The organism is Bradyrhizobium sp. (assembly GCF_019242285.1).
Taxonomy (GTDB): Bacteria; Pseudomonadota; Alphaproteobacteria; order Rhizobiales; family Xanthobacteraceae; genus Bradyrhizobium.
In genome coordinates this window covers 1-4,848 of sequence record NZ_JAFAVV010000799.1, presented here as the reverse complement: position 1 = coordinate 4,848, position 4,848 = coordinate 1, and the positions used below count along the sequence as shown (strand labels likewise).

At 66.8% G+C, this 4,848-nt stretch carries 5 protein-coding genes; all 5 read left to right on the top strand.

Features of this window, described 5'->3' with window-relative positions:
• Positions 1–83 precede the first annotated feature (83 nt).
• Positions 84–845 carry an SDR family oxidoreductase gene (locus JOY90_RS32695; RefSeq protein ID WP_291695223.1) on the top strand — a complete coding sequence of 254 codons (762 nt, stop codon included), beginning with the start codon at positions 84–86 and terminating at the stop codon, positions 843–845.
• A 63-nt stretch (positions 846–908) separates the two neighbouring features.
• Positions 909–2,522 (top strand): ABC transporter substrate-binding protein, encoded by a 1,614-nt coding sequence (locus tag JOY90_RS32690; protein WP_291695222.1) that lies wholly within the window; start codon positions 909–911, stop codon positions 2,520–2,522.
• Positions 2,523–2,544: 22 nt separating this feature from the next.
• Positions 2,545–3,576 carry an ABC transporter permease gene (locus JOY90_RS32685; protein WP_291695221.1) on the top strand — a complete coding sequence of 344 codons (1,032 nt, stop codon included), beginning with the start codon at positions 2,545–2,547 and terminating at the stop codon, positions 3,574–3,576.
• Positions 3,573–4,433: an ABC transporter permease gene (locus tag JOY90_RS32680; RefSeq protein WP_291695220.1), complete on the top strand. Its 861-nt coding sequence runs from the start codon at positions 3,573–3,575 to the stop codon at positions 4,431–4,433. The genes JOY90_RS32685 and JOY90_RS32680 overlap by 4 nt, the downstream gene beginning before the upstream one ends.
• Positions 4,430–4,848, top strand: a 419-nt coding sequence (locus JOY90_RS32675) for an ATP-binding cassette domain-containing protein (RefSeq protein ID WP_291695219.1), incomplete at its 3' end; no start/stop codon positions are given. The genes JOY90_RS32680 and JOY90_RS32675, both read left to right, overlap by 4 nt.

Below are 4,848 nucleotides of genomic sequence, written 5' to 3'. Positions count from 1 at the left end.
CGGACGGCTGGTCGCCGACATGAATCCGGAAACGAATTTCGGCGCGAGGCTGCTGTGAGCGGTCGTGCAACGAGGAGCAGGCGATGAGGCTGTCGGGAAAGACCGCAATCATCACCGGCGGCGGCTCGGGCATCGGCCGGGCCAGCGCGGTGCGGTTCGCGGCCGAAGGCGCCTTCGTCGCCCTGGTCGACCGCGACGGCGACGGCGCCAGGGAGACGCTGTCGATGCTGCGCGAGCACGGCGGCGATGGCAGCGTGCGTGTCGGCGATGTCGGCGACCCTACCTTCGCCGCGACGACCGTCGCGCAGGTTACGGTGACGCGCCGCCGGCTCGATGTGCTGATGACCGCGGCGGGCTTCTCCTGCGGCGGCACTGTCGTCACGACCAGTCCGGAAGATTGGGACGCGGTGTTCCGCGCCAATGTCGGCGGCACCTGGCTGTGGGCGCGCGCGGCCGTGCCGATCATGCAGCGTCAAAAGAGCGGGGCCATCATCACGCTAGCGTCGCAGCTCGCGGTGGCAGGCGGTCGGGGCAATAGCGCCTATATCGCAGCCAAAGGCGCGATTGTCAGCCTGACCCGCACCATGGCGGTGGATTTCGCCGAGGACGGCATCCGCGTCAACGCGCTCGCGCCCGGCGCGATCGAGACGCCGCTGCTCCGCCGCAGTTTCGGTCGCCACGCCGATCCGCAAGCCGTGCGCGAGGCGTCACGGCAACGTCACGCGATGAAGCGCTTTGGTCTGCCCGAAGAGGTGGCGAACGCCGCGCTTTATCTCGCGAGCGACGAGGCCGGCTTCACCACCGGCGTGGTGCTGCCAGTCGATGGCGGCTGGCTCGCGGCGTGAGCATTTTTGGCACATGATTTGCTCGGTTTCCGGGCTTGCAGGTCATCACGAAGGGTAGGAGCGATGCGTCTTTTCATTTTCAGATATGTGATCGCGGCCGTGGTCGCGGCATGCGTCATTTCCGCTCCGGCAGCCCACGCACAGAGCCGCGCCGAAACGCTCCGCTATGTCACCGGCGCCTCCGTCAACACGCTCGACCCCAACATGCCCGGCACCACCCGCGAGGCCTTTGCGCTCAGCATGGGGACCTATGACCGGCTGGTGTCGTTCGGCCGCAAGCAGCTCAATGGTAAATGGGTGTTCGATCTCGACACCATCACCGGCGAGCTCGCCGAGTCCTATTCCGTCAGTTCCGACGGTCTGAAGCTGACCTTCAAGCTGCGTCCCGATGCCAAGTTCCATGACGGCTCGCCGGTGACGGCGGAGGATGTGAAGTGGTCGCTCGACCGCTGCGTCACGGCGCCCGTGCTCGGCAAGGCCCAGCTCCTCACCGGTTCGATGACCAGCGCCGACCAATTCAAGGTGATCGATCCGCTCACCTTCGAGGTGACGCTGCCGAAACCCGACAAGCTCGCGCTGCCGAATCTGGCGACCGTCTATGCGATGATCTACAATTCCAGGCTCGCCAAGGCCCATGTCACCGAGGCCGATCCCTGGGGGATCAACTGGCTGAAGGAGAACGAGGCCGGCAGCGGCGCCTATATCGTCGAAAGCTTCAGGCCGGGCGAGCAAGTGATCGCCAAACGCAACGAGGCCTGGACTCGCGGCACGCCGGACAAGCCGGCCTTCTTCAAGCGGCTGATCATTCAGACCGTGCCGGAGCCGGCGACCCGCGCCAATCTGATCGAGCGCGGCGACGCCGACCTCGTCATCGACCTGCAGGCGAGCGACGTGCAGGCGCTGGAGGCCAAGGGCAAGCTCAAGGTGATCTCGACGCCGCAATACAATGCGGTGACCTTCATCTCGATGAACAACCGCATCGCGCCGTTCGACAACATCAATGTGCGCCGCGCCATCGCCTTTGCGCTGCCCTATGACGACATGTTCAAGGCGGCGCTGTTCGGCCGCGGCGCGCCGATGTTCGGCGCCATCTGGGCCGACGGCAAGCCGCCGAGCGGCGGCTATCCGATCCCGCAGCCGGTGAAGCTCGATCTCGACAAGGCCAGGGCCTATCTGAAGGAGGCCGGCATGCCGGACGGCTTCGCGACGACATTCAGCTTCAATGTCGGCCAGGCCTCGTCCGCCGAGCCGATGGCGGCGCTGGTGAAGGAATCGCTGGAGAAGATCGGCATCAAGGTCGACATCCAGAAATTGCCGGACGCGCAGATGTCGACGGCGATCAACGAGAAGAAGCTGCCGTTCTTCACCGAGGGCATCGTCGCCTGGCTGCCGTCCACCGACTATTTCTACCGCAACTTCTACACCGGCAATCAGCGCTGGAACTATTCCTCCACCGACAATGCCGAGATCGAAAGGATCGCGCAGGCCGCGCGCTTCGAGGCGGACAAGGCGAAATATGAGGAGGAGGGCAGGGAGCTCAACGCCATCCACTTCGACCAGATGTTCCAGATTCCCTTGTGGCAGCCGGCGCAGGACGCGGTGATGGCGGCCAGTCTCGACGGCTACGTCTACCAGTTCACCCGTCAGGTCGATTATCGCAACCTCAGCCGCAAGTAGCGGCGGCGCGCGGGCGACGACCATGGGTGCGATCGGCGGAACTCTGATCCGGGCGGCGAGGCGGTTTCTGTCCTCGCTGCCGGCGCTGTTCGGCGTCCTGGTCTTCACCTTTCTCCTGATGCGGGTGCTGCCGGGCGATCCCGCCGTGTTCTTCGCCTCCGGCCCCAACGCCGGCAAAGAGGAGATCGAGATGATCCGCAAGCAGCTCGGGCTCGACAAGCCGCTGCCGGACCAGCTCGCGATCTACCTCTATGACGTCGGCCGCGGCAATCTCGGCCGCTCGATGATGACCGGCCAGCCGGTCGCCAAGGATCTGCGCGAGCGGCTGCCGGCTTCGCTCGAATTGACATTGACGGCGCTGCTCATCGCGCTGCTCTCGGCGGTGCCGCTCGGCGTGCTGGCGGCGTTGCGGCCGGGCTCGCTCGTCGATCATGGCGTGCGGCTGTTCTGCTCGCTCGGCGTCTGCGTGCCGACCTTCGTCTCCGGCCTGCTGCTGATCTACGTATTCTACTATCTGCTCGGCCTGGCGCCCGACCCCACCGGTCGCGTCGACGTGTTCACCACGCAACCCACCGCGCATACCGGCTTCCTGCTGATCGACTTCGTGCTCGCGGGCGATCTCGACGGCTGGTGGGCCGCGGCGCGGCAGCTCATGCTGCCGGCCCTCACCATGGCGCTGTTCGTGATCGCGCCGCTGGCGCGCATCACCCGCGCCTCGATGCTGGTGTCGCTCGGCAGCGATTTCGTACGCACCGCGCGCTCGGTCGGCCTGTCGCGCTGGCGCATCGTCGTGACTTATGCGCTGCGCAATGCCGTCCTGCCGGTCATCACCATCGCCGGCATCGTGTTCTCGACCATGCTGGGGGCCAATGTGCTGGTGGAAAAGGTGTTCTCCTGGCCGGGCGTCGCCTCCTATGCGCTCGATGCGCTGCTGGTCTCGGACTACGCGCCGGTGCAAGGTTTTGTTCTCCTGATGGCGAGCGTGTTCGTGGTGGTCAATCTCGTCATCGACATCCTCTACGGCATCGCCGATCCCCGGGCGACGGTGGCATGAGCAGCGTCGAAGCGTCGTCCACGCTGCGCCATGCCGCCTTCGTGCTGCGCGGCAATCCGCTGACCGCGATCGCCGCCGCCGGCGCGCTCGTGCTGGCGCTGATCGCAATCATCGGGCCGTCGCTGGTGCCCTACGATCCCGTCGCCTCCGACGTGCCGCACGCCTTGCAGCCGCCGAGCGCTTCGCATTGGGCCGGCACCGACCAGCTCGGCCACGACGTGTTCAGCCGCCTGATCGTCGCCACCCGGCTCGATCTTGCCATCGCCGTCATCGCGGTCGGCATCTCCTTCGCGATCGGCGCCGTCATCGGCTCGCTGTGCGGCTATGCCGGCGGCCGGCTCGACCGCGCGGTCGGCCGCTTCGTCGACGTGCTGATGGCGTTCCCGCTGTTCGTGCTGGCGATGGCGATGGCGGCGGCGCTCGGCAACCGGGTCGAGAACATCGTCATCGCCACCGCCATCATCAACCTGCCGTTCTACATCCGCTTCGCCCGCGCCGAGGTCAATGTCCGCCGCAACCTCGGCTGGGTCGAGGCCGCGCGCGCCTGCGGCGACAGCCATCTCTCGGTGGTGCTGCGCTTCCTGCTGCCGAACATATTGCCGGCGATGGCGGTGCAGATGTCGCTCAACCTCGGCTGGGCGATCCTGAATGCCGCCGGCCTGTCGTTCATCGGCCTCGGCGTCAAGCCGCCGACGCCGGAATGGGGCATCATGGTCGCCGAAGGCGCGCGCTTCATCTCGACCGGGCGCTGGTGGCTGGTGACCTTTCCCGGGCTCGCCCTGATGCTGAGCGTGCTCTGCTTCAACCTGCTCGGCGACGGCCTGCGCGACATCCTCGATCCGCGGATGCGGACATGAGCGCGCCGCTGCTCGAGATCGAGAATCTTCACGTCACCTTCTCGACCCGGCGCGGCCTCGTCGAGGCAGTGCGCGGCGTTTCGCTCACGTTGCGGCCGGGCGAGATGCTGGGCCTGGTCGGCGAGAGCGGCTCCGGCAAGTCGGTCACGGGCTTTGCGATCACCAACCTGCTCGACAAGGCCGGCCGCATCACTGGCGGCCGTATCCTGTTCAAGGGGCAGGACATCACGCGCGCCGGCGCGGCCGATTTGCGCGCGTTGCGCGGCGCGGCGATGGCGATGATCTTCCAGAACCCGCGCGCGGCACTCAATCCAATCAGGGCCGTCGGTCAGCAGATCGCGGACGCAATCCTCGCCCATCGCCGTCTCTCCGGACGGGAGGCCCGCGACGAGGCGCTGCAGCTGTTGCGGGCGGT

What these genes read in the sequence shown, in the direction of transcription:
- JOY90_RS32695 (WP_291695223.1), top strand. Translation starts at nt 84, where the DNA reads ATGAGGCTGTCGGGAAAGACCGCAATCATCACCGGCGGCGGCTCGGGC.
- JOY90_RS32690 (WP_291695222.1), top strand. Translation starts at nt 909, where the DNA reads ATGCGTCTTTTCATTTTCAGATATGTGATCGCGGCCGTGGTCGCGGCA.
- JOY90_RS32685 (WP_291695221.1), top strand. Translation starts at nt 2,545, where the DNA reads ATGGGTGCGATCGGCGGAACTCTGATCCGGGCGGCGAGGCGGTTTCTG.
- JOY90_RS32680 (WP_291695220.1), top strand. Translation starts at nt 3,573, where the DNA reads ATGAGCAGCGTCGAAGCGTCGTCCACGCTGCGCCATGCCGCCTTCGTG.